Origin of the sequence: Nostoc sp. (genome assembly GCF_036917555.1) — a bacterium.
In the GTDB taxonomy this organism is placed as follows: domain Bacteria; phylum Cyanobacteriota; class Cyanobacteriia; order Cyanobacteriales; family Nostocaceae; genus Nostoc.
In genome coordinates, this window is record NZ_JBALDD010000010.1 from 1 (window position 1) to 24,938 (window position 24,938).

General features: G+C 36.9%; 24 protein-coding genes. 8 read left to right on the plus strand and 16 right to left on the minus strand.

Annotated elements, in window-relative coordinates:
* Positions 1 to 36 precede the first annotated feature (36 nt).
* Positions 37 to 201, minus strand: coding sequence for a hypothetical protein (locus tag V7K60_RS03995; protein WP_334923116.1), 165 nt, complete (start codon positions 199 to 201; stop codon positions 37 to 39).
* 326 nt (positions 202 to 527) lie between these two features.
* Between V7K60_RS03995 and V7K60_RS04000 the strand changes: the two genes are divergently transcribed.
* Complete coding sequence (locus tag V7K60_RS04000) at positions 528 to 1,622, plus strand: endo-1,4-beta-xylanase (protein ID WP_334923118.1); 1,095 nt, start codon at positions 528 to 530, stop codon at positions 1,620 to 1,622.
* 284 nt (positions 1,623 to 1,906) lie between these two features.
* On the opposite strand, the gene V7K60_RS04005 is transcribed toward V7K60_RS04000, so the two are convergent.
* The 11 genes from V7K60_RS04005 to V7K60_RS04055 all read right to left on the minus strand — a co-directional run bounded on the left by V7K60_RS04005 (position 1,907) and on the right by V7K60_RS04055 (position 15,425).
* Entirely contained in the window at positions 1,907 to 2,731 is an 825-nt protein-coding gene (locus V7K60_RS04005; protein WP_334923120.1) for a WecB/TagA/CpsF family glycosyltransferase, read from the minus strand.
* Positions 2,732 to 2,877: 146 nt separating this feature from the next.
* Positions 2,878 to 4,029 (minus strand): glycosyltransferase family 4 protein, encoded by a 1,152-nt coding sequence (locus V7K60_RS04010; protein ID WP_334923175.1) that lies wholly within the window; start codon positions 4,027 to 4,029, stop codon positions 2,878 to 2,880.
* Positions 4,030 to 4,141: 112 nt separating this feature from the next.
* Positions 4,142 to 5,029, minus strand: a complete 888-nt coding sequence (locus V7K60_RS04015; protein WP_334923122.1) for a glycosyltransferase family 2 protein — start codon at positions 5,027 to 5,029, stop codon at positions 4,142 to 4,144.
* 128 nt (positions 5,030 to 5,157) lie between these two features.
* Entirely contained in the window at positions 5,158 to 6,174 is a 1,017-nt protein-coding gene (locus tag V7K60_RS04020; RefSeq protein WP_334923124.1) for a hypothetical protein, read from the minus strand.
* A 24-nt stretch (positions 6,175 to 6,198) separates the two neighbouring features.
* A complete protein-coding gene (locus tag V7K60_RS04025) occupies positions 6,199 to 7,470 on the minus strand; it encodes a glycosyltransferase family 4 protein (protein ID WP_334923126.1) in 1,272 nt (423 codons plus the stop codon).
* 48 nt (positions 7,471 to 7,518) lie between these two features.
* Complete coding sequence (locus V7K60_RS04030) at positions 7,519 to 8,748, minus strand: O-antigen ligase family protein (RefSeq protein WP_334923128.1); 1,230 nt, start codon at positions 8,746 to 8,748, stop codon at positions 7,519 to 7,521.
* Between the two features lie 18 nt (positions 8,749 to 8,766).
* Positions 8,767 to 9,693, minus strand: a complete 927-nt coding sequence (locus V7K60_RS04035) for a glycosyltransferase family 2 protein (protein WP_334923130.1) — start codon at positions 9,691 to 9,693, stop codon at positions 8,767 to 8,769.
* 24 nt (positions 9,694 to 9,717) lie between these two features.
* A complete protein-coding gene (locus tag V7K60_RS04040; RefSeq protein WP_334923132.1) occupies positions 9,718 to 11,040 on the minus strand; it encodes a flippase in 1,323 nt (440 codons plus the stop codon).
* Between the two features lie 120 nt (positions 11,041 to 11,160).
* Positions 11,161 to 12,114, minus strand: a complete 954-nt coding sequence (locus tag V7K60_RS04045) for a glycosyltransferase family 2 protein (protein WP_334923134.1) — start codon at positions 12,112 to 12,114, stop codon at positions 11,161 to 11,163.
* 70 nt (positions 12,115 to 12,184) lie between these two features.
* Positions 12,185 to 14,389: a GumC family protein gene (locus V7K60_RS04050; protein ID WP_334923136.1), complete on the minus strand. Its 2,205-nt coding sequence runs from the start codon at positions 14,387 to 14,389 to the stop codon at positions 12,185 to 12,187.
* 739 nt (positions 14,390 to 15,128) lie between these two features.
* A complete protein-coding gene (locus V7K60_RS04055) occupies positions 15,129 to 15,425 on the minus strand; it encodes a hypothetical protein (protein ID WP_334923138.1) in 297 nt (98 codons plus the stop codon).
* A 667-nt stretch (positions 15,426 to 16,092) separates the two neighbouring features.
* On the opposite strand from V7K60_RS04055, the gene V7K60_RS04060 reads away from it, so the two are divergent.
* The 7 genes from V7K60_RS04060 to V7K60_RS04090 all read left to right on the plus strand — a co-directional run bounded on the left by V7K60_RS04060 (position 16,093) and on the right by V7K60_RS04090 (position 20,801).
* A complete protein-coding gene (locus V7K60_RS04060; protein WP_334923140.1) occupies positions 16,093 to 16,326 on the plus strand; it encodes a hypothetical protein in 234 nt (77 codons plus the stop codon).
* Positions 16,327 to 16,547: 221 nt separating this feature from the next.
* On the plus strand, positions 16,548 to 16,976 hold the full coding sequence (locus V7K60_RS04065; protein WP_334923142.1) for a bifunctional diaminohydroxyphosphoribosylaminopyrimidine deaminase/5-amino-6-(5-phosphoribosylamino)uracil reductase RibD: 429 nt from the start codon (positions 16,548 to 16,550) through the stop codon (positions 16,974 to 16,976).
* Positions 16,977 to 18,306: 1,330 nt separating this feature from the next.
* The gene (locus V7K60_RS04070) at positions 18,307 to 19,326 is read left to right on the plus strand and encodes an RpoD/SigA family RNA polymerase sigma factor (RefSeq protein WP_334923143.1); all 1,020 of its coding nucleotides are present in this window, start codon (positions 18,307 to 18,309) and stop codon (positions 19,324 to 19,326) included.
* 115 nt (positions 19,327 to 19,441) lie between these two features.
* Positions 19,442 to 19,936, plus strand: coding sequence for an ureidoglycolate lyase (locus tag V7K60_RS04075; RefSeq protein ID WP_334923145.1), 495 nt, complete (start codon positions 19,442 to 19,444; stop codon positions 19,934 to 19,936).
* Between the two features lie 8 nt (positions 19,937 to 19,944).
* Positions 19,945 to 20,070: a hypothetical protein gene (locus V7K60_RS04080; protein ID WP_334923147.1), complete on the plus strand. Its 126-nt coding sequence runs from the start codon at positions 19,945 to 19,947 to the stop codon at positions 20,068 to 20,070.
* Positions 20,071 to 20,153: 83 nt separating this feature from the next.
* Positions 20,154 to 20,501, plus strand: coding sequence for a translation initiation factor (locus V7K60_RS04085; RefSeq protein ID WP_292784886.1), 348 nt, complete (start codon positions 20,154 to 20,156; stop codon positions 20,499 to 20,501).
* Positions 20,502 to 20,642: 141 nt separating this feature from the next.
* Complete coding sequence (locus tag V7K60_RS04090) at positions 20,643 to 20,801, plus strand: YqaE/Pmp3 family membrane protein (RefSeq protein WP_334863801.1); 159 nt, start codon at positions 20,643 to 20,645, stop codon at positions 20,799 to 20,801.
* Positions 20,802 to 21,073: 272 nt separating this feature from the next.
* Here V7K60_RS04090 and V7K60_RS04095 read toward each other — a convergent pair whose 3' ends face one another.
* From V7K60_RS04095 to lpdA, 4 genes are all read right to left on the minus strand, one after another.
* Entirely contained in the window at positions 21,074 to 21,736 is a 663-nt protein-coding gene (locus tag V7K60_RS04095; RefSeq protein WP_334923150.1) for a carbonic anhydrase, read from the minus strand.
* A 117-nt stretch (positions 21,737 to 21,853) separates the two neighbouring features.
* A complete protein-coding gene (locus V7K60_RS04100) occupies positions 21,854 to 22,105 on the minus strand; it encodes a DUF5340 domain-containing protein (RefSeq protein ID WP_334923176.1) in 252 nt (83 codons plus the stop codon).
* 242 nt (positions 22,106 to 22,347) lie between these two features.
* Positions 22,348 to 23,238, minus strand: a complete 891-nt coding sequence (gene trpC / locus V7K60_RS04105; RefSeq protein ID WP_334923152.1) for an indole-3-glycerol phosphate synthase TrpC — start codon at positions 23,236 to 23,238, stop codon at positions 22,348 to 22,350.
* A gap of 104 nt (positions 23,239 to 23,342) precedes the next feature.
* A complete protein-coding gene (gene lpdA / locus V7K60_RS04110) occupies positions 23,343 to 24,773 on the minus strand; it encodes a dihydrolipoyl dehydrogenase (RefSeq protein WP_334923154.1) in 1,431 nt (476 codons plus the stop codon).
* Positions 24,774 to 24,938: the final 165 nt, after the last annotated feature.

Below are 24,938 nucleotides of genomic sequence, written 5' to 3' on the forward strand. Positions count from 1 at the left end.
ATTAATTTAAGCAAGAGCCTTTTTGGACGTTCACTCTCAGTAATATATATGTACTGTTAAATGGCGATCGCTGTGCCAGTTGCGTAAGTCCTGTAGATATCTTCCTAGTACTTCCATTCCCTCTTCTAGTGTTTGTGCTCCTTCTAATTCAGCCAATGCTGCATTTAAATCTTGCTCACATATTTCTTGGGCCAATGTCAATTTTCATCTTTGCCGCTTAAGTATGAGACTGTGACTTGATTTTGGAAAAAACCCTGTATATCTGGGTGAAGATTGATAAATACTTGTAATTATGTATTAGTAAATGCGTAGCATTTCATACAAAAAATTACGCAAGGGTAAGACAAACGGTAACTTTGTCTTTTTGGGTGCAATGACTGTGGTAATCATTACTACACCTCCAAAAGTATCAAAACTTATTATGTAATATAATAATCTTATATGTTTTGTATTAAATACAATTTATGCCTTATCGGAGAAATTTTTTAAGGAGAGCAGGATACACAACCCTTTCTGCCTTATTAACTATGGGGTTTTTACAAAAGGATGACCAAAAAGAAGACCAAGGTACGAATGCATCTGTAGCAAATCATACAAGCAAAAATTTAAATTCTCCCCTTCGACAATTAGCTGCCGCCAAAGGAAAGCGTTATGGCGCAGCAATTTCTAGTGAATTTTTGCAAACAGAGAAAGATTACGCTAACCTGATGGCTCGTGAATGTTCGATTGTGACACCGAATGGTGAATTAAAATGGGATGCTACTGAACCACAGCCAGGAAAATTTACCTTTGAGTCAGCAGATGCGATCGCTGATTTCTGCCAAAAACATAAGATAGAAATGCACGGGCATACCCTTTTCTGGCACATGGGAAAACCAGACTGGGTTCCTTATCCTCCCACACTTAAGATGATCGAACGCCATGTTAAAGGAGTCATGGGGCATTATCACAATAGTCCCGTTTTAAAGTCTTGGGATATTGCCAATGAAATTATCGCTGATAGTGAAAATGAAACTGATAACCCAACAACCGGTTTGCGTAAAGGGGTAAAACCAGAATTGATTCGAGACTTGTTTTTAATTGCCGCTTCAGTTGATAGCAGCAAGAAATTTTACCTAAACGATTTTGGTATTGAAGGCACTACATGGAAATCAGAACGTTTCTTAAGAATGGTCGAATATCTGAAGAATAGTGGCGTTAAAATTGACGGGGCAGGTATCCAGTCACATCTATGGTTTTCTACTGCCTATAGTTTTGACGAGAAAGGATTTAATTCCGTTTTAAAACGGCTTAACGATCTTGAAGTTAAACCAATAATCACGGAATTAGATATTATCATTGATACCCCACTACCCAATAGTATCAAAAGCCTAGACCAAATGGTAGCCGACAGTTACAAGCGATATCTTGACCTGTGCTTTGGAGCTAAAGTCGATACTGTGATTACATGGGGACTTACCGACCGTCATACTTGGATACGTCATACCGAGTGGATGCCAAGAAAAACCTTTAGAAACAATCCAAGTCTCTGGAAATTTCTGCGTCCGCTTCCCTTCGATGACAATTTGCAATCTAAACCAGCCCGCAATGCTATAGCCCAGGCTTTTCAGGAATCAACTTAATACTCCACCCAGGCGTAAATATAGCATTTCCTCAGCAACTGAGGTACACCCAAATCTTGTTTACCAAGCTTAGTAACTTTGAAAATGTACCTTATTCGGTCGGGAACTGCTATAGTACTTTTAAGTATTATTCTAAGCAAAATAGATGGAGAGATTTTTCGCTATTCACGATTATGAAAGTTGAATAAGACTTACTTTACTAATTAATCATTAAACCTTAGTACAACATTTCATAAATTCGTGACGAATTGAGCAACCTACTGGTAAGGCTTTGAGAGACTCAATCAAGCTACGAACTTGTGAAATTTCGTGCTTAGAAATACCAGCAGGTTATTTTTTTTTCGTTTACTTGAGATACTCCAAATTTCTCGTAAAAATAATGTGCCAACAAACCAAGGTTCAAGTAAGTAACGTCTCCAAAGCCTTTTCGGTTCAGATAACAAACGATACAACCATTCTAACCCCACCTTTCCCATCCAGCGAGGAGGAGTAGGTATTGCTCCTGCTATGTAGTCCATACAGGCTCCACTAGTCAAAATAGTGTTGGTATGAAGATGTTCAAGATTTTCGTAAACCCAATACTCTTGGCGTGGCATACCCATCCCCACCATTAATATATGGGGTTTGTAAGCATTAATTGCAGCTACAGTGGCAAGATTTTCTTGACTATCTTTATCTATATCAATATAGCCATGAGCGCAAGCAATCTGTAAACCAGGGAATTTCTGGCATAAAATATTTGCTGCTTTTTCAGCAACTCCTGGCTTTGAACCTAAATAGAATACACGCCAACCTTTAGTAGCAGCTTCTGCCATCAGAGGCCATACCCAGTCGGCATAGGTTACTCTTTGTTCACGTTTAATTGGAAAACCCAACAGCTTTCCAATAAATACTAAAGGCATACTATCAATATGGGTATATTCTGCCTTGGAATAAAAAGCTTGCATTTTTAGATCGTTATGGAAGAGATAAAGACTATGTAAGTTATGATTAGCAATAATCCATTTTTCATCCCGATCAATAGATTCCTCAATCAATAAATTTAAGTCAAGGATAGAGAGTGCATCCACTTGAGCACCAATAACTTTATAAGAAAATCGCTTTTTCATATTTTGTTTTTATTTTGATAAATATTGAGATGTTATCTCAATGTAAAGGTGAGTATTGTAAAATTAATTAGCAATATTTCAATACTGAAGTACTGAAATATTGAAATAGTTAAGTTTTTTAGTTAAAAATTATTATCTAAATCTAACTAAAAAACATTTGGTTTCATGAGGATTTCCGCAATATTCTGTGCTCTTGCATTCCAGGAATACTTTTCTGTAATTAAAGTATATGCTGTCTCTACAAGTGATTGATATTTATCAAGATTTGAAGCAGCATCAAGTATTGTGTTAGCGACTTCTTCGCTAGAGTATCCTGTTACCAACAGATGTTCTAAGTTGCGAAATTCTTCTAAACCTCGCAAGCCTTCTGGTGTTGATACAACTAATTTTTTACTAGCAAAATAATCTAGTGCTTTATTACGAGCACCACCTGCTACTGCTTGTTTTGAAAATGGCAATAAAGCAATATCTGCATATTTCAAATGGGCGACAAAATCTTCTCTTTTAGGTAAAAAGCCTAGAAAAGAAATGTTAGAGGGTATTGTTTCTGAAATATCATTACTATCCCTACCAATCACAACAAAATGTACTTTTTCTTGATGACTTTCAAGGGATTTAGCAACCTCGATAGCCATTGATACAGACATATCATTAGTTGGAAATTGAAATGTTTTGGGAGCAATAATAACCACTATTTTAGCTGGTCTGAATACTTGATAGGGGTCTTTATCTGGAAAAACTTCAGTATTGAGTAAGTCTTCAGTCACTCCATTCCCGATAAAATAAATTTGCTGTGGAGTTTTTCCATACCATTGGAAAATTAGTTTAGGAATTGATTCACCTGCTGCAATAATTGGACTACCAGAGAATATTAAAATTCCCTGAGCAATATATGTCTTAATACATTGTGCAAACTCTTTGAAAGGATTGGCAACTGAAAACAAGCGCATCCAGTATTCATAAGGCGAAAATGTATGAAAATCTAAGACAAGAGAGGAACTACTGTATTTTCTAAGCTTTAGTGAAACTAGAGCAGCCAAACCAGGTAATGTTTCTTGAGCATACACAATGTCTGGACAAAACTCGTCTATGCACTTTTCTATGGATTGAATATATGACTTCAAGCTTCTTGATCCAATAGAAAGAGAAGGTGCATAATTAACAGATGAACAATCCAAACCTAGCTGAAAAACATCAAAATGTTTAGTAAGATATTGTCCTAAATAAAAAGGTCTAGTAAATGCACCAAATGGCTGACTAGAATCGAGGGTTGAGACAATCAGTAAGCGTTTACCCATAAAATGATTGCTGATTATTATTTTATAGTTTGAAACTACATTTGTCAAATTCTTTAGAGAGTTCTAACTTATCCAAATATCATCCACTCATGACCTCATACAAGTATTAAACTTATGAGTTAGTTTGATTGATATCCTCAGAAAATGTGGGGGAGGTTGCCAAATTTTTGTAACCAATAACTGCTCTGATATAGGGTAAGAACCAGTAAAGTATCCAGAATGGTCCAGAGTGTCTGCTACAAAATATAGTCCATGATTTTAATGGAAATCCTTTAATTTGTAGTACTTTTTTTAAGCGTTCCAATAGATTTAAATTGGTATCTGCCCAACTATTGTGGATAGAGTTTTTGGTACAAGTACCAATATACCCAGGAGCCACCCATATTTTACAACCCAATTTACACGCTCTCAGGGCATAATCTAAATCTCCTAAACTATGAACAAAAGCTGTATCAATATTGCCAACTTTAGCGGTAACACTTTTAGGAATTAGCACGCAGTTACCATACATAGCATCGCATTTTTGGATAACGGAACTTGGTTCTAAAAATTCAAACTTATTAGAATACCACTTTTTAGATTTTACTGCTCCTCCATAGGTTGCTTTTCCTGTAATTAAGTCTTTAGTTGAACCAACTACAATTGAGTCTGGATAACCAAGTTCCGTCAAATTTTGATGAACCTGCAATAGTCTACTCACAGCATTGGCTTCCAGAAATGTGTCATCATTCAACCATAGATAATAGTCATATTGATATTTTATTGCCTCACTAAAAGCGAAATGCATTCCTCCAACCCAAAATAAATTGCCATTACCTTGAAGAATTTGTACTTCTGGATATTCTGCTTTAACAGCCTCTGTAGTACCATCAGAACTTCCATCATCAGTTAAATAAACATCACAATGATTTTTTTGCTGATATAAAGCATTTAGACAGGCAAGAGTTGTATTACGTCTGTTATAACATGTCATAATTACAGCTAAATTTGCTTTTTTCATCTTATTTGCCTCAATATAATATGTACAGAAATGATTAATTAAAACAATAAACTTATACGCAATTTTGACAGATTTTATTTATAATCTAAATTATCAAATTTTTGCTTTCAATATATTGTTATATCAGGTTAAAACTTAACCATCTTTTCTATCCAACCACTGAAATTAATATCTAAATCAAAGCTTTTTAGTTTTTGTTCCATTCTTCTGACTCCCAACAGATATCGATGCCAAACTGATACACAAGGCATATTAAGTCTAACAACCTCTTCACACAACCATTGATATTTATCTGAATTGCTATTAATTTTTTTTAATCTTTTTATTTGACCATTCCAATCGTTATAAAAAAATAAGTTGAAATAATGAATGGATATAATATCATCCCAATGTTTAATTTGTATTTCTTTTGATAAACGGTTATGTAAAGGTAATGGATAACTATAATTAGGAGGAAGATGTTCAACGTTTTCTTCCAAGGCACATAAAGTTACAGACAAAACAGACTGCTCAACAAAATAAATGCCCTGAGGAGGAGTAATATCCAAGCGCATTACTTTTTCAAAGTTCTCTTTCCAAGTTGTAAATATACCTGCACTTCTTCTTACAGCAATCAAACCAGAATTCCAGTAGGCTCTGATTCTTTTATTACCTATTGGTGTGTTAATAAATACCTCATGTTTTACTCCCAGCACTTCATATAGTTTTTGCCAATACCATTCTTGAGGATCTTGCAGACCTGTAGAACCAATTCCTTGACCATACTCAGGACGCATCCGTACGTTACACTCTACTGGCAATAAAAATTCTTTTGGTTCAGAAAAAAAGCATTTGTCACTGTCTAAAAAAACCAATATTTCTGCATTGACATTTTGTTCTGCATAGGCACAAACTAAGGGTTTATTGGCTAAATAATATTCATGAAATTCTCGATTTATTGGAATTTGTTGATGAATCACCTGCAATGCTTCAAACGCTTGTTGGGTTTGCTTTAATATCGGTTCACCTGCTCTAGGATGAAAACTATATATAGGTGTATTTTTCAATTCGCCACAGAACTTACGAATACTTTGTGCAAGCATCAAAGATTGACCTTCTAAACGACCAGGTTCTGTACAAATTATAAAAGCTATAGGTATTGACATATTATGAAGTATTGATTTACTAAGTTAATTACTCAATGAAGATTTCTTTGCTATCATCAATATTTCCTGAAACAAGGCTGAATAACGACGTGCTTGAAGTTCCAGAGTGAATTCTTGCTCGGCTTTATCACGAGCATAAAATGACAGTTTTTGCAACCTTTGTTCATTTTCAAGAACCCAGGTAATTCCTTTGCCAAAATCTTCAACTTCATAAGGTTTAGCCAAATAGCCGTTCTGCTGATGATCAATAATATCTTTTAAGCCAGTAGAATTAAACGCCACAACTGGAGTACCACAAGCAAATGATTCCGAAGCTGTCTGTCCAAAAGATTCTTGAAGAGAGGGTACAAGCATCACATCTGCTGCTGAGTAAACAGTTGCTAAAGATATAGCATCATGTAAGTGTCCCAAATAATGGGTTTTGAAGCCCAAATCAGGTGGATTTTCGGGTTGAGATGCTCCAAAAATCACAACTTCCAAGTTATCCTTCCAGCCAGATTTACTCAATTCTTGTAAAGCTGGTTGTAACAAATGAAATCCTTTATTTCTATCGCTTGTTGCTTCTATCGCTCCAAAGAGTATTAGCTTTTTATCTTGGGGTAGATTAAGTGCTTGTCGTGCAAAATGTTGATTAATTGGTCGATATTTTTGAGTATCTAGTCCGTGGGGAATTATCTCAATTCGCAAATTCTGGAATAAAGAACTGGAACGAGCGCACTCTGCTAACCAAGAACTTGGTGAAACCAGAGTTAAATTCAAATTTTTCCAAGCTTTTATTTTGCGCTCCCATACCCAACGGGATAAATCCCATTCATTACTACTGTTGAGTTGAGGACAAGCCCCACAGGATACTTTGTAGCGATCGCATTCTCCAGTAACGTGACACCCTCCAGTAAACCCCCACATATCATGGAGAGTCCAAACTAGAGGACGCTTCAGTTTAGCAAAGGTTTCTATTTGCATAAAACCTCCGCTAATCCAATGCAGATTGATTATATCTGGATTAATCTGAGCAACTTTAGGAATAACTCTATCTGGCAACCATTGGGTAAAAAATGGAGTATTTCTCTTTTGACGATAAAGCTTTAATGGCAAACTTTCAACTGTCAACTTTGCCTTAGCGATGCCCTGAAACAGTCTAATTTTAGGTGCAATTACTGTTTTATCATTACTATATTTTTCTTGAACTAACATTTGTGACTGTAGTCCTATATCTTGTAAACCTGTGTGTAAACGATATGCAGCCCTCGCTGCACCGCCACTAATATCATGAGTACTAATATGTAAAATTTTCATTTTTATTCACTTAATAATCACTAAAACTATTTCTAACTTTCATAAAAACTAATTGACTAAAAGATTTTTAAGATTTCGTTGATATTCAACAGTCAAAGATAATGACGTGGTGACATACATTAACCAATTCCAGCTAGGAGTTAATAATCTGGCTTCTGAAAAATTAACTATGACTATGATAAGTAGCATCTGCATTGGCCAATAATCTTCCGGTTTTTTAGCGACAGAAATAATTCGAGTCAATGCCATTACAAAAAACCGGACAAACCCTGCTGCAAAAGTCAAAAAACCTAAGAATCCCAATTCTAACAATAATTCTAAAAAACCATTATGGGCATTACTTGCCCAATCATAAGTAGCTCTTAACTTAGATGCAGCATTACTAGTCCAAAATCCTGAAAATCCATAACCTAACCAAGGTCTTTCCAAAATCTTGGAAATCACTAGCTCCCAGAGGTCAGAGCGTCCATTGAAGGTAAGGTCTTTACCAGAAGTACCAACTACAGTTTCGGCATTATTGAGAAGTAATATTGAAGAAATCATTAGTAACATCAAAGTTAAAGTAATCATAATAACTTGTAATTTATAATTAGTTTTCTTCAGGGATCTGTAGAAAGGTAAAAGTAATATCATTGTCAACAAAATCGTTAAAGATGTTGTTGAACGTGAGAGGATAATTAAACATATAGAGATCCCACATAGTGCCCACATCAACCAGCGATATCGATGGCCACTAAGAGCAAGGTGCAAAAAAACTCCTGCACTCCAAGCCATCATGTAACCTAATTCATTTTTATGACCATAAATTCCACTCCACATACCTAGTAATTCAGGTGATTCGTGAATATAACCTGGTACGAATGCAGAAAATAGCATAGATAATGATGCAGCTACGCCAAGTGCCCAAGCTATCAGCTTAATTTGTTCTCTAAGCGGATAACGCATTGCTAAATAGATGGCAATAAAATATATTCGGATTAGACCTCTTAGATAAGTAAGACTAGAACTTAGGTCTTCTGACCATAAAAGAGAAAATATAACTATTGCTAGTAAAAAAAACTGTAATGGACTTCTAGTGATTACATAAATAAAACCTTTCCAGTATAAAATTAGGAAATAAAATAGGATTAAATATGAAACTATATTGAACAAAGTATCTAGCTTATTGCCTCCAAGTGTAGACATGGAAACTTCTTGTGCGGGGTGTATTGTTAATGCACCTACAGCAATCAGTAATAGCAAGATAGTTAATATTTTTTCTGTTAATTTTACTTTCATTTTTGAGATTTTATTTATCTATTTTTTTATCGTTGAGTAATTCAATCTTTTCTTTACTTCCTCTTTAAAAATATCCAATACAGTTGCTTTATAGACTGTTTTCTGTATAAAATTATCTGCTTCTACATTCCTGACAATAAATGGTGGATGCTTTAAGGGAAATTCCATTGCCTGCATGGACATATTGATGAAGGAAAATTCTTGATTTGAAGTGAAATGAGTTGCATCTGCACCAACACCAACATTAGAGATTAAATTGACATTCGGAATAATACTTAAGCTTCCCTGCATCCAAGAAGCAAATGTCCATTGGTAATCCCAGGTTATACCTGTAGGATTGTCATAAACAGACTGAAATATTCGTTGCCAAAAATTTACTGCTTTTTGGTCTATAAGAATGTCATGTAAAAGGTTTTCTGCTTGCACCTCTTTCCAGAGTTTGATAGTCAAATCATAATGTTGCCAAGCACGTCTCCAACTTGCCCAACCCCAGCAGTGGTTGTAGCGAGAAAAATAGTAACTGTAATTTGTACGTTTTTGTCCAAGTTGAAGATTTTGAGCAGAGATTGTGGCGATTCTAGTATCATTTCTATATTTTTCCAGCAGTTCTTGACTAAATCTGAAAAAAGTTGAGTGAGGGATACAATCATCTTCTAAAATAATTGTCTCCTCGACATTATTAAAAACCCAATCTAAACCACTTGATACCCGTTTGGCACAACCTAAGTTAATATCAGAATAATCCTTGATTACTTCACAATCCCAATCAACTCTCTCAATAATTGCCCTAGTTGCTTCACACTTTTCTGCCTCATCTTCGCGCTCAGTCCGAGGACCATCTGCAATTACAAAAAGTTTTATTGGCTTGGCTTTGCGAATAGCTTCAAAAACTTTTTCTGTTGTTTGTGGGCGTTTAAAAATAATAAAAGTTACTGGTGTTTGCATGATATAAAAGTTTAATAATAACGATCAGTATTTGTAAAAATGAATAAGCGATTGCACCTGAATTTTAAAGAGTTTTTGTGTTCTTGAATCAAATGCGTTGCATATAAAAGCAGCAGCGGCTTGAGATATTATTGTTGCGATCGCAGCTCCAAGTCCTGCATATTTAGGAATCAGTAATAAATTGAGGATAATGTTTAGTATTGCCCCAAATAAAGTCTTACCTAAAGAAACGTGGTTTAAACCTTCAGCAATAAACCAAGGTGATGTTGCAAGACCCATAAATACAAACAAAGAAGTCCAAATATGAACTGCTAATATTGCTCCTGCCTCTGCATATCCACTTCCAAACATCACTATAATTATCTTGTCAGATAAAAAGGACATTGGAAGAGCAATTCCTAAAGATATACATGTCATTAGACTGAGTAATTGTCCTATTCGCTGATAGTAAAGACTTTCTGATTTTTCCTTTGCTGCATAAATTGCCGGAGCAACAGAAGAAACAATAGCCCCTGGAATAAAATACCAAATTTCAGAAATACGCACAGCAGCAGAATAAACTCCAACCTCACTATCTCCGATCATTTGACCTAACATCACCTGATCTATTCTCATAAAAATCATGATGGCAAACCCCGAAAAAATTAGAGGTAAACTCTCTTTCATAAGAGTTTTGGCAGAAGCAAAACTCCAACGCCATAACCACAATGAAGACCCTTTGATTTGGTAAACAATCAGTAAGCCAATTGCACTCATTGCAAATTCTGCTAATGTTACCAAAGCAAAAGCTAACAATGGTGCTTTTGTTAAAATTAGTGCGATTTTGATGACAGTATTTAGTAGAAACGCTGTGTTTTTAGCGATTACAGTGTATTTTGACTGTACCTGTGATTGAAACCACAGTTCAATAGTATCAGACGCCCTAAAAATTCCTGCTATTCCTAAAATTGTAACTAGCCATATCTTTAGTGTTTCATGCTCACCTAAGAAAAACATCGTGCTAACTGCCAATAAAACAGAAGCAATCCCACCCAAAAATTTTAGCCAAAAAGTAGTTCCTAAAATTTCCTCTTTGTTTGATAATTGACGAACAAGATGGCGAACTACTACGTCGTCTAGTCCGAGAGTAAAAATTGGGCTAAATAAGGCAACAAAAGCTAAAGCATAGTTAAATAAACCATACTGTTGTACTCCTAAATAACGTGCTACCCATACTCCTACAACTAAGCTTGCACCCATACGTAGAATGCGGTCAGCAAATAACCAACCTGTATTAGCAATAATTGCGCGCAGTCCAGAACGAGATTTAAATTTCGATAAGTTTTTAATTTTTAATTTACTTAACATTATTTTTATGAATTAATCATCTGACATTCTTTATACCTATCAATCTCGCTCATGCAACTTTTTCATTTCATCAAATACAGAATAAAGTGTATTTATTCAGTAACTCACATGATTTATCATCTACAGGGGTTTTAATTTACCACTAATCAAAGTTTTCAAAAAATAGCTAAATAAGAAAATAATGCCCTTGATTTTCCAGTAAAAACTATGCTCAAATAAAAATATTATTTTCAAATAAGTAACAAAATCTTGATATTTTGGGCATGGTATTGTTTGTAGCTCATTAATAGATGTGAAAGCTAAGAATAATGGAGAACTAAAATTGTTTTTTTGCAGAATGTAATTAAAGAGAGAATTGCGTTTCCAAAATCTTTTATATTCATAGTTTTTGTCTACATCTAAAAAGTTCTTATTATGATATTGATTATTCTCATGTATTCTATACATCACTAAAGGTTTAGACATATAAAACTTTTTAGCCCCCACCAAAGAAGCTCCCCATACCAAACAGTCATCAGCCCTTACACGCCAATCTTCTATATTTGGAATAGGTAAAAATTTTCTGACTATCTCTCTACGTATAGATAATGTTGAAGTTATGGAACCAATCCATTCACCATTATATAAAGTTCTAATTACTGAATAACCCAAATCTAAATCAACTGCATCATCTTGAAATGTCCCTTCTACTGCTCCAAACTTTTTATACGCACAAAATATAAAATCATATTCACTGCGTCTATTATAAAAATTTAGGGCGTTTTCTAAATACTGAGGTTCATAAATATCATCGGCATCTAAAAAAAATATAATGTCACCAGTAGCAGCTAAAAAACCTTCATTAAAAGATGATAATTGTCCTTGATTTTTTTCTTTCAAGATAGATTTAACATTAGCTAATTGAGTAAAATTATTGATAACTTCTGCAGAATTATCTGTGGATGCGTCATCAACAATAATAATCTCATCAAATTTAACTGTCTGATTTAAAGCGCTATCAATTGCCTCAGAAAGAAATTCAGCATAATTGTAATTATTAATTAAACAAGAAGTTTTAATTTTAGTTTTATTCATTATTCCTACATTCACAAAATTGGGTTTAAATGGTTATAGTGATAGTAGCTTTCACAATTTATAAGAGAACTTAACGCTCTTTGCGAAATTTAGTTAAGCTGCTAGATACCAAATCTTGTTCAATTTGTCGTTTTTTAGTGTTATGAAAATAATTATTAGGTTCATTTTTAGTATTCACACCATTGATGACTATCCCTAATACCTTTTGACCTGATTGAGTTAAAAACTCTTTAGCTGCATTTGCACTGTTCAAGTCGACCACCCCAGGACGAACGACTAATAAGATACCGTCAGTCAAGGTGCTTAAAACAGCAGCATCTGCTATTCCTGACAATGGAGGAGTATCAAAAATTACAAGATCATAATCTCTCCCAAAGTTACTAATTAATGTCGCCATGCGTTGAGAATCTAGCATTGCCACTGGATTGGGAGGCAAAACTCCAGAAGTAAGAACTTCCAGATTAGGCATTACTTCCTGAACAACTGTATCTAAAGAAACTTGATTAACTAGGACATTACTTAGCCCTATTGTATTTGTTAGCCCCCAGATATGATGCTGTATGGGATGACGCATATCTGCATCCACCAACAACACCCTACGCCCTGCCTGAGCCATAGTTACAGCTAAATTTGCAGATACGTCAGACTTTCCTTCTTTGGCAACGGAACTTGTAATTACAATGCTTTTGAGCGGTTTATCAGAACAGAGGAACTTCAAGTTCACTTGTAGTATTTGATATGCATTACCAACAGGGAAGTAAGGAATATCTCTGCCAATAATTTTGGGAATAGCTCTATCCAGTCCTGCTATAGAAGAATGATCTTTACCATTTCTACCTTGTGTAGGAATTACTCCTAAAACACTGTATCTCAAGACTTCTTTGGCTTCTTTGACGGTCTTCACTGAGCGGTCTATCAAGTCTAAAGTAAAGGCAACAATGATACCTAAGAAGAAACCAACTCCTGCTCCACCAACAATAAACAGCATTTTCCGAGGCCCTTCTGCTTTATCAGGGATTAAAGCATAGGAAATGACACGAGCATTAGGAATCTTTTGGTTCTGTGCAATATCAATCTCTTGACGTTTCTTTAAGAGTGTTTCGTAAGTCGTTTGAGCTGCTTGCAGTTTCCGTTCTAGCTCTCGTTGACTCTGTTCTAACCTTGGCAAATTATTTGCTCGTTTGATGTAAGCATTTTGCTGTTGTTTGAGTGTGGCAATTTGTCTCTCCAGACCAACGCGTTCTGCCTGAGCACGAGTAATATCTGCAATTAGGCTTTGTCGCAGTTGTCCAACCTGTAAACTTCCCTGTGTTATCTGCGCTTTACCCGCTACTTGTCCTGTCCGTTCTTTTAGCAAGTTGTTAAGAGCTGCGACTTTTTCTTCTAAGCTAGTAATTGTAGGGTGTTCAGGTGAAAAACGGGTACGCTCTAGTGCAAGTTGGCTTTCTGTTTCTTGAAGTTGGGCTAGCACTTTCTGAACTCCAGGTGCTTGACTCAATTCAGATTCGATTACACCTTGCCGTGAATCTACCTGAGCTTCACTGCTTAACTGTTCTAAACGACCCTTCACATCATCTAGTTGAGCTAAAGCTTGAGAAATTTGGTTTCCTAACTTAGAAATTGTATCGACTGCTGCGGCTGCTTCTTGTTCCAGGACAACAACTTTATTCGTTTCTTTAAATAGCCGCAGTTTTGATTCGGCTCTTCTGACAACTTCCTCAGCTTTAGGTACTTCCGTTACGAGAACCTGTTTGGCTGTCCGCGCTTCATTCTGATTAGCCTTGATATTTAAATCGATATAACTGTCAATAACTTCATTGATGATTTTGGCAGCTAGTTCTGGATCGCCACCTTTATAAGAAAGTTGTACAACATCAGTGCCTTTAATTCCTTCTATTTTTAGTTGTTTTGCCAAGTCGGGAATCGAGAGCAGTTTGCCTTGACTATCTTTAAGGTTGAGGGAATTAATCGTTTTCTCAATTACTGGATTTGATCCAATAACTCTCACTTGAGTTTCCAGGGGATTGTCGTTCACATTCAAAGCTTCTAGGCGTCCTATATCATCCGATAAGCCCGTGAGTGAGGAAGAGCGATTTGTTTTAATCATCAAACTTCCTTCTGCCTTGTATGAAGGTTTTAGTGAAAATGCATACAAGCATCCAAGGCTAACAGATATGGCGAAAATTCCAACTAGAGGTAGCCAACGCCGTTGAAGAACTTCTAAGTATTTCTGAATATTTACTTCTTCAAAGTTTGGTAAAGATTCCATCGTCATAATATTATGTAAAGTTTTATAAAAAAGACTATTTATTTACAGCAGATTGTTCTCAGTATTTTGTAATACAGTAGTACTGTAATCTACTTTACGATATTAATATTCGCCTTGATTATTAGCTAATACCTTGTTGCTGAGATTCTTCAATATCTGAAGTTAACTAATAGTTTTGCAAGTCGCAATTTTAACTTAGATTGATATTCTACTGGCAGCAAAAACCAGATAACTCACCATTTTCTCGCTGATTTAGTGGCTTTCCATTTTTAGGGCTTAATTTTAGTTAACTTAGTTTTGTGTTACTACTAATGCAAGTATTGATTTGTAAACTAACAATCACTATCATATTATGTGAGAACACTGAATTCGAGAACTTTACAAAAAATTTATATAAAAGACTAATATATTCGCTGTCGGTTTGATAATTTTAAAACGATGAAAGAAGTTAATTGCTTCAGGGTAAGGAATAGAACAATTGTGCCAGCCTATAAGCTATAAGCAATGGAAGCACTTCAGAGATAGGCTTTGTACAGTGAAAAGAGAGACCTATAAAGACTCAATGGATGTTTACTTAAGCTGCTTCCAAACTTTTAGTAACAATTAATTCTGACTCTGAAAATAGTTAATTTTAGTAATAATACGGAACTGGCAATCATCAAATTGTATGATTTGAGTATTGAGTCTGTAATAACTCGCAAGCAGTTTAATTTGCCCAGTCTGGTAAAAGACTTTTTTATGTGGCTTAAGGTATGAAAATTCCAACGTGGTAAACTTGACGGTTTTCAATTCGGTGATCCCCCTTAGATACCCGTTGACTAATATTCACATCAACATCTTTAAACCCAAGAGATTGTGCTATTTCAAACCAATTCTTCACTTGTTGGTGCAGTATAGGATGATTATCTTTGAGGCTGAAAACATAATCAGCATCAGCTTCGATGATTTTTTTTGCAATCGATTTCTGTGTAAGGTTGCAGCTAGATGGATTAAATCTTACCCTAGAGCGCCAGTCCAGTAGAAGGTTTTGACAAAAACTCAACTTTGTGTAAAAGAATAAAACGCCTATTCTGGTCGAAATATTTAGGTCTGGTTTTTAACGATGTCTACGACGGGCTACGCCTACGCATTTAAACAGAGCATCAAAATTCTCGATTTTAACAACACCCATATCCTGTGTTTTACGTCAACTATTTCTAGGGGACTGGCTCTCTAGCTCGGATAATACCACTTTGTTTCAAACCCAATTACCAATGCAAGTCCGCTTGTCAATAGGGTTTGAGATGCGCTAACCCTGTTAGTATAGGTAAGTAAGTCGGCGCAAATAATTAGAAGACAAGTAGTAAGACAAAATTAATTTACACAAAATTGAAGCTGAAGCCCTATCCAGCTTTAATTTAATGTAGCCTAAGAGGAGAGTATCAAATGCCAACGTGATTAGAACAAGAAATTGGTCTAGATCAGACTAGTACATGACAAGAAATCCAGCTACTATCTTAATTAACTAGACAAGTAGCTCAAGCTACTTATTCAAGGTAGGCAAACTTCCGCTTGATTTTACTAGATTTAACCACATTTTTAATGAAGTTTAGCTATATTTTTTATACCTGTGTTAATCTGAAGTACTCAAGCTAGCCTACTATTTCTTGTTTTCTGTATCTAGGCAATTGTAATTATTAAACTGAAATTAAATGTTGAGAGATTGAATTATGAAATCTTCTTCTATTATCTTAGCCGTTGTGATTAGCGCACTCACTCTTAGTCAGAGTACTTATGCTAACCAAGAGAATGTTCCCATAACAATAGGCGATCGCAATCAGGCTGGAGTTTTATTGACAGAACCAGCTATGATTAATACTACATGGAGAAATTTTCTCGGACACACTAATAATCCAAAACAAACTGCTGAATCAATTTTGCTAATTCAGGAGCGAGGATGCTAAAAAATTAACCTGATTGAGTTCATCAAAACCCAAGCGCTTTTTTTAAGCAATGTCAGGAGCCAACCAAGACTCCAAGTAGTGAGCCAATTGAGTATCTCAAGGTTCCTAAACTAGATTCTGGTATTAGTGTAACAGTTACTAAGTTTTGATATAGGAACTTTTTTAACAATAGATAGCTAATTCTTGGTAGTGTGATTTATCTAGATAATTTACGCTCAAACATGGATGAAATATTTATGCTGGCTGCTTTAGCTCAAAGCAGAAAAGCTTTGCCGGAATGTTTGCCGAATCCACCAGTAGGTTGTGCGATCATAGATGGCCAAGAGATAGTAGCTCAAGGATACACGCGAACATTAGGAAAACACCATGCTGAGGCTGACGCACTGAAACAGATTCAAGGCAAAGCTTTCAACTTCTTGAAAATGTATGTAACTCTTGAACCTTGTTCTTTTCATGGACGCACACCTGCATGTGCTTTAGCGATCGCTGAAGATCGTCGGATACATGAAATATATATATCTATACTTGATTCAGACCCCCGCAATAATGGTAAAGGATTAGACATTCTCAGAAAAGCAGGAAAGATAGTTAATGTCGGGTTATGCGCCAATGAGGTAAATGCTTTTCTTAACCAATATCTACTAAGGTGATGGTTGAAGAGTTAGATTAAAACTTTAATATAGTACAATTTTTCCAAAAATCTTTGTAATAAGCCAATCATCTGTATAAGTTCACAACTATGCTGTTGTGTCAACTTAAAGTTGAAACTAGTAAGCAAGAAAGCTGTGAGATATTGCTTAATTAGGAGTTTTAAACTATTCCCGACTTATCCAAAAAGTGGGAATGTTGTTCTTCAAGCTATGGTGCATAACAATCAACTAAGCACCCTTACACAAAAATCTTTTCGCTTTAAGAGGATATTAGGGCGATCGTGAGTGTTGCTGTCTTGCCAAGTATTATCCTTGATGTTAGTGTTACCACTGTTAGTACTTTTAGTCCATAAAATGTCTTTTGGAATAATCAAATTGATAATACTACATCCAGTGCAGATGTCTGCGTGCAATTATGACACAAGTGCAATTGTCACAGATATCTGCGTCTTCTTGGTTATCCTAAATCCCAGGAAAGAGATATGAGTAAGAATGAATGTAGAGATGTAGGAGTGCTACGTCTGTTGTGCAAGTGTTCTGGATACCGCGTAATTAATTTCACCAGACGCCCAATTACTAAGTATTTGACCAGATTTTTAAAGAAAGCTGTTATTAAAGAAGGGGAGCAGGAGAAGTTCTTTCTTTCATGTTTAATGATCGCCCGCTATGCACCTGGCTTAATATGATTAGATTGTCTGACAAAAAATGAGGTGAAAAATGGATATTTTATATTTAATAAGTTTTTATTTAATGAGATTACATCTCTTGATAAGCAGACTAAGAACAATTCAATAAATGAGCTTTTTGTAATATTTTCAGAGTTCATATTAATAACTTATCTCTTAGATAATGAAATCGTTGCTCGGTATTTTTTACTTTTTCCAGTAACCGCATTGGATAACTAGACTCAATTTAATTGTTAATTGTATTTTAAAATATGCAAAAATCAATGATAAGGAATGAAATTACTTCAAAGGATATGCGAATGATACTTTAGATAATTGATTTGTGACTAGTGATGATGTTATTATTAAGGGGTGGGTTGATTTTGGGTTTATTATCTCCAACAATTAACTTGTAATGTATCATAGACCAGAATTCATCAATGTTGCAAATTGATTAGACCTCTTGCATAAATTACAAATTAAGAACCCCACACCGCCAAAGCGTAGCTTTGTATCCCCTCCTTGCAAGCGGGAAGGAGATTAAGGGATGGGGTATTAAGCATTTTCGCAAGATATCTATTGATTAGCAGTATGAAATGGCTGTGGGTCTGAATATCTAGACTTGATACCAATAAATTGATGAGGTTACAGAGGAGCAAATAACCATGAGCAACTTAACATCTCCACATACCGAAGTTCAAAAAACGAAGAAAAAAAGTTTAGCCGCAGATAAAAAGCCTCGAGCTACAGATGATATTGTGCGTAGTTATCTGCAAGAGATCGGGCGTGTAGATTTGTTGACTCGCGAACAAGAGGTTATTTTTGCCCAACAAGTGCAGCAGATGATGAATTTATTAGCTGCTAAGGAAGAATTGGCTGTGAAATTAAACCACGAACCCGCGCTGCAAGAATGGGCAGATCGGGTGGAGTTAAGTGTAGAGGTGCTAGAGCAACAGCTAAATTTAGGACACCAGGCCAAGCAGAAAATGATTCAGGCTAATCTCCGGTTAGTGGTAGCTGTGGCAAAGAAATATCAGCACCGGAACCTAGAATTTATGGATTTAATTCAAGAAGGTACTTTAGGTTTAGAACGAGGGGTGGATAAATTTGATCCTGCCCTTGGTTATAAATTTTCTACCTACGCTTACTGGTGGATTCGTCAAGGAATTACACGGGCGATCGCTCAACAAGGACGTACAATTCGTTTACCTATCCACGTCTTTGAAAAACTAAACAAAATTAAACGGGTGCAGCGAGAATTATCTCAACAGTTGGGTCGCGTTCCTACTACTGCTGAAATTGCCACTGCCTTATCTTTGACACCTAGCCAAGTTCGAGAGTGTTTGTACTTAGCTCGTCAACCCTTCTCCTTAGAGGCACGAGTTGGTGAACAACAAGATACAGAATTGCAGGACATATTGGAGGATGATGGCCCTTCCCCCGAAGATTATGCTGTTGAAGAATCTCTCCACCAGGACTTACAAGACTTATTGGCAAAGCTGTCTCCACAGCAGCGAGAAATATTAACCCTGCGCTTTGGTCTAACGGATGGCTATGAACTTTCTTTAGCACAGATTGGCGATCGCATGGGTATTAGTCGAGAACGGGTGCGTCAGATAGAACAAAAAGCTCTCAGTCTCCTCCGACGCCAAAAGGAACAAGTACGTAGTTATCTAGCTAGCTAAAGTTATTTTTTCATAATTTAAGACATTGAAACTTAGGAAATCACCATAATGGCTGTATAAAATTCAGTCATTCTGGGGGAAAATAAACCTAAATAATCTCTCTTAAAGATTTGATATGAGTACACCAAAGATAGTGCAACAATTGCAGGTACAATGGGTGACTTCTGAAAACTTTCGGCGTTATGGACAGGTGATTTTTGCAAGTTTTGATGGCAAAACTTACGATGGGGAAGATGCCCAGTTAAACCTGCAAAATGGGATTCCACGATTTTATGTTATGCGGTTGGAGAAGATAGGGCGAAAGTTCCACAAAATTACTCGCCATGTGCAATGCACTCAATGTCTGGGTTCTTTGGAAGGGAAGGATTGGTTAATTGCAGTTTGTCCTCCTCAGAATGATGTGAATGAACCAGCATTAGAAGAGATTGCTGCTTTCCGCATTCCGGGAAATTGTTTTATCAAGCTACATGAGGGTACTTGGCACGCTGGACCCCATTTTGACCATAAAGTTGTGGATTTTTATAATTTGGAACTAGCTGATACAAATATGGTGGATCATTTTACCCATGATTTTCTCAAGAGTCATCAATTAGAGTTTGAGATGGTTTAGGTAAGATTATGTTTAGTTATAGATATAGACAAGCCATTTTCCTGAATCAGTTCAACCATTTGAATCTACTTTCCACAGAAGGAAAATTAGCTCAAGTATTACGTCAGTTTGGTTATGATGTATGGATTGTCTAATGTTAGCCTAGAAATTGATATCCCAGCAGAATGGTTGCGTAGAAGTTTCCACTGCCTTTGAAATTTTCTTAAACATTCATTTTATGGCTTCTTCCAATTCTCAATCTTCTAACAAAAGCTTTGTCTACCGCGAATTTGGCAACGATAACTCCGCTGCCACAGAAAGACCAATTCCAGAACTGCCCCCACAACAACAAAATCTGAAAGTACAGGCTTCCCGCAAAGGACGCAAAGGTAAAACTGTCACAGTCGTTAGCGGTTTTCAAGCGAAACCGGAAACCTTAGCAGATTTGGTGAAGCAGTTGAAAACCCAGTGTGGGACAGGTGGGACACTTAAAGACAACGAAATTGAAATTCAGGGCGAACACAAACAGAAAATTGTCGAGATTTTGACCAAGCTAGGTTACAAAGCCAAAATTAGCGGTGGCTAATCTTAAGTGCGGTTTACCGTATCTTAACCGCTATCTAGATTAAAAGAGGGAATGTTATCTTTGAGAGGTACAAATATGCTTGAACAGTGGTAAATTAGTTTACCAACAAGCTGTCTTTTCTAAGATGAATAGGAGGTTTAAATGGATTTAGTTCGGATTCTGTGTGCCATTTTCCTGCCGCCTTTGGGAGTTTTTTTACAAGTAGGTTTTGGTATAGACTTTTGGATTAATATACTTTTGACGCTGTTTGGTTACATTCCTGGGATTATTCATGCAATATGGATAATTGCTAAGAAATAATTTTTTGTATAAGTAGGTTAAGCGTACCAATGTCTGTATTGGTGATTATTATAGAGGCAATTCATGAATTGCCTCTATAATAAAGTTCATAAGATTAACTATTTTGTATTCGTAACTTTAATTAAACAAAAATCTCTAAGAATACTACTTTATTTTTGAAATATACATAGACACTGCCCAATAAAACCTGATATCTAAATAAAAGTTGTAAAAACAATATTTATCAAGTCTCTAATGTAAGCTTTTGTGTGGCGGAAAATACCGAATTAACTCTAAGTTTTTAACATGGCATAGAGTCTAAACTCTAGAAGCAAGGGGCAGATGTGCAATTGCCATTGCACAGTTGGAACCTTTAAATCTTTGATTAAGCCAGTGCGTATATCTAGTACCCAGCCATGAACCATAGGCGCTTTTCGCTCATAAAGTACCTGACGCATGATGGAAGTTTGGTAAATATTTTTCACTTGCGCCACAACATTGATTTCTGCCAAGCGATTCAGACGTTCTTCTCTTGTTGGCAAGGCATCAATTTCTTCTTGTTTCTCTAAATACAGTTCCCGAATCGGATTTACCCAGTTATCAAGAATTCCGATAGTTCTCCCTTCTAAAGCTGTCTTAATTCCTCCGCAATCGTAGTGACCACAAACTATAATGTGTTCCACTTTCAGGTGTAAAATTGCGTATTCTAAAATGGCTAAAAAGTTTATATCCGTTAGAGAGACTTGATTGGCAATATTACGATGTACAAATAACTCTCCTGGTTCTGTACGGGTAAACTTTGTTAATGCTAGACGACTATCAGAACACCCGATGTATAGAAAAGGTGGTGTTTGTCCATTAGATAATTCTTGAAAGTAAGTTGGATCTAGAGCTAGCTTTTCGGCAACCCAAGCCTGATTATTTCTGAGGAGTTCATCAATGCTGTTGTATTTCATCTTTCGTCAAATTCGAGAGAGAATCTCATCAATATTTTATTTTAACCGATCTACAGTTTTGTTTAAATCAAGATGAACTTTTTCAGAACTAAAATATTATAAAGATGACAACTTTTTTCAATCAGGAGTAACAACTTTACTACCGTTATGATGGTTGATTGACCAACGGTGATCGATAGTTACAGAGGAAAACTCACAAATTTCTTCTAGTCGCTTTTGCTGTACAGCAGCTTTACGGAGAGTAATAATTAGCTGATTTACCTGATTCCGTAAATCTGGGTTATCATTGACTGCTAACATAGTTTGTCTTTCTAAGAGTTGAAGTATAAGTTCGTAGTGAATAGGCGAAGGTAGAGGAATTTGCTCCATGAAGTTAAATTTTGATTTCATATTTGGGATTTTGTATTAGTCACAGTTTGTTTCTTTTGAATAAATTGTTACATACTAAATAACTAGTTACTTGTGGCTTTGATTTGATTAGCAATGAAGATTTGGCAAAATATTGATGATATTTGATGGCAAAGTGCTGCGTGTGTACGCATAGTGTGTCCAATTGTTCAACTCTTTTGTACAGTTGCCCTGCACATTTTAGGGCAGATGGGGTGTTTCTTTCAAAAATTACTCGGTAATATACGGGCGATTGCAGCGCCGGGATCTGGTTGTTTTACCAAAGATTCTCCAATGAGTACAGCAGATGCACCTGCTGTCAACACCAAATTCAAATCCTCTGGGTTGTGTAGTCCTGACTCGCTGACAACTAGGATGTTTTTCTCTTGCAATTGACTACCCCTTGCAGCTAAAAGTTGGCAAGTAGTTTGCAGATCAACAGAGAAATCTTCCAAATTGCGATTATTGATTCCTACCAAGGAGACTCCATTTAAGGCTAACACACGGTCAAGTTCTGCCAAGCTATGGACTTCAATTAAGGCTGCCATTTTCAGGTTATTAGCAATTTTGAGAAAGTATTGCAAATCTTGATCGCCTAGGATAGCTGCAATCAACAAAATAGCATCTGCACCCTGAACTCGCGCTAAGTACATCTGGTAAGGATAAATGACAAACTCTTTGCATAGTAATGGTAAATCTACGGCAGCCCGAACTTTGGCTAAATTGTCAAAACTACCTTGAAAGAACTTGACATCTGTTAGTACAGAAAGACAACTAGCTTTGGCTTGCTGATAAGACAGGGCGATCGCTACTGGGTCAAAATCTGCTCGTAAAACGCCTTTACTCGGTGAAGCTTTTTTAACTTCGGCAATCAATGCTGGCTTTGTCTTACCTTGACGCAAAGCAGCAACAAAATCACGGGTTGGTGGCGCGGAGAGTGCCTGATGTTGCAATTCCCGTAAAGGCAGCCTTTCACGCATTTGGTCAACTTCTACTTCTTTATGCCAGACAATTTCTTCCAAAATGTTGTTTGGCGCTGCATCAGGTACGGCAGCCTGATAACGTAATATGGACACAGAAATAGCAGGGTTAGGTGAACGGCGACGGATTTGCATAATTAGTCATTAGTCATTGGTCATTAGTCATTGGTCATTAGTCATTGATCGGTGGTCATTTGTCCTTGTTTTTTAGCAAAGGACAAATGACAAAGAACAAATGACTAAATTGCGATCGCTCGTTTATAAGCTTCGTCCAGGACTTCCGAAAGTGTCGGGTGCGCGTGAACTAGATGTGCGAGACTTTGGACAGATTGACGGTTTGCGATCGCTGCTGACGCTTCATGAATTAAGTCTGAGGCGTGCAGTCCAAAAATATGGACTCCTAAGACTTCTCCGGTGTCTTTGCGATATATCACCTTGGCAATACCGTCAGCTTCATTTTCTGCCAACGCTTTGGAATTTCCTTTGAAGTAACTCCGACTGGTGGCGATTTCAAATCCTTCGGCTTGTCCCAACTCTTTCGCTGCTGTTTCAGTTAAGCCTACATAGCTGACTTCTGGATGGGTAAACGCCGCTGCGGGGATGCTGCGATAATCTACTATTCTCTCCCTCCCAACTATATTTTCTACCGCGATGACGCCTTGAGCAGAAGCCGCATGTGCCAACATTATCTTCCCATTAGCGTCGCCAATTGCCCACAGATGCGGCACAACTTCACCAGCTGATAGCACTGCCATGCGATCGTCTACTGGGATAAAATTCCGCCGATCGAGTTCTACACCCACTGACTCTAAACCAAGATTTTTGGTCGCCGGGATGCGTCCTGTAGCCACCAAGCAAGCATCTACTTCGATGACATCTACATCTTCCTTGGTTTTGAAATCTGCTAACTCAATCACCACAGGTGAACCGGGAATGACTTTTTTGGCGTATATCCCGACTTTCGTTTCAATATCGCGGGGAGTAATTAGCACCCGTTCGGCAAGTTTGGCAATATCGCGGTCAAATCCTGGCATTAACTGATCTAGGGCTTCAATCAAGGTGATTTCACACCCCAAAGCTGAGTAAATATCAGAAAATTCCAAGCCGATGTAACCACTACCAATAATCGCCACCCAATCTGGTAGGGACTCCAACTTAACGCCTTGATCGCTGGTAAAGACAGTTTTGCCGTCTATTTCAATTCCTGGAGGCACAAAAGGAATTGAACCTGGCGAAAGGATGATATCTTTGGCTGTGATGGTTTTTTCACCCCCGTCTCCGGTAACAGAGACTTTTTGCGCCCCAGCGATTTTTCCCCAACCGTTGATAATATCAACTTTTAGACGTTTGAGGCTGTTGGTTAAGTCGCCTTGAATTTTCGAGACGAGATTATTAGCATGATTGGCGATCGCTTGGCGATCGAATTCCACGCTACCAATTTGAATTCCCAGTGACTTGAGGTGGTGGGCATTGCGTAACTCCCGCACACGTCCAGATGCTGCCAGCAGCGCTTTAGAAGGAATACAGCCCCGATTAACACAGGTTCCTCCCATATCACCAGCTTCAATAATCGCTGTTTTGAGACCACAACTCACGGCGTGTAAGGCTGCGCCATGTCCGCCTACACCAGCGCCGATAATTACTAAATCGTAATCATATCCTTGACTCACGTTAGTTTCCCCGCGTGCTTCGCCTATTTATTCTCAACTTGACCGACAATCAGCGCAACCCTTTTAACAGTTATCAGTTATCAGTTTTATCGCTGACCTCTAAATCCCTCACCTTACATTACCCTGACTGTTTACTGTTGACTGTTCACTGATTTCAGGTTCGGG